This window comes from Blastococcus sp. KM273128 (assembly GCF_021698975.1).
Classification (GTDB): Bacteria; Actinomycetota; Actinomycetes; order Mycobacteriales; family Geodermatophilaceae; genus Blastococcus.
The window spans coordinates 1-296 of record NZ_SSXA01000218.1 but is presented as its reverse complement, the minus strand read 5'-3'; the positions used below and the strand labels follow the sequence as shown (position 1 = coordinate 296).

The window sequence follows — 296 nt, the reverse complement described above, 5'->3', positions numbered from 1 at the left end:
AGGAAGCGGGTGGGGGTGAGCGCCGGCAGCGGGGCGACCACGGTGAGCTGGGCGGTGACCGCGGGCTGGTCCTGCCACGGGCGCAGCACCAGGTCGGCCAGCGCTCCGGCGCGCAGCATCCCGACCGGCCGGCCGTCCCCGGCCTCCCGCGCCGCCCGGGCGTGCTGGTCGACGGCGTCCCGGCAGGCCCGGGCGTCGGGGTGCGGGAGCAGGGCGCGCAGCTCGCTCATCCCGTCCCCGACCGGGCGCACGGTCACATCGGCGGCCCGCTGCCGCACCTTCCGCCGCCGCTCGGC

At 80.7% G+C, this 296-nt stretch carries 1 pseudogene; it reads right to left on the bottom strand.

From position 1 onward, the window contains the following. A pseudogene (locus E9529_RS21650) lies at positions 1–296 on the bottom strand (DUF222 domain-containing protein); the annotation flags it as partial.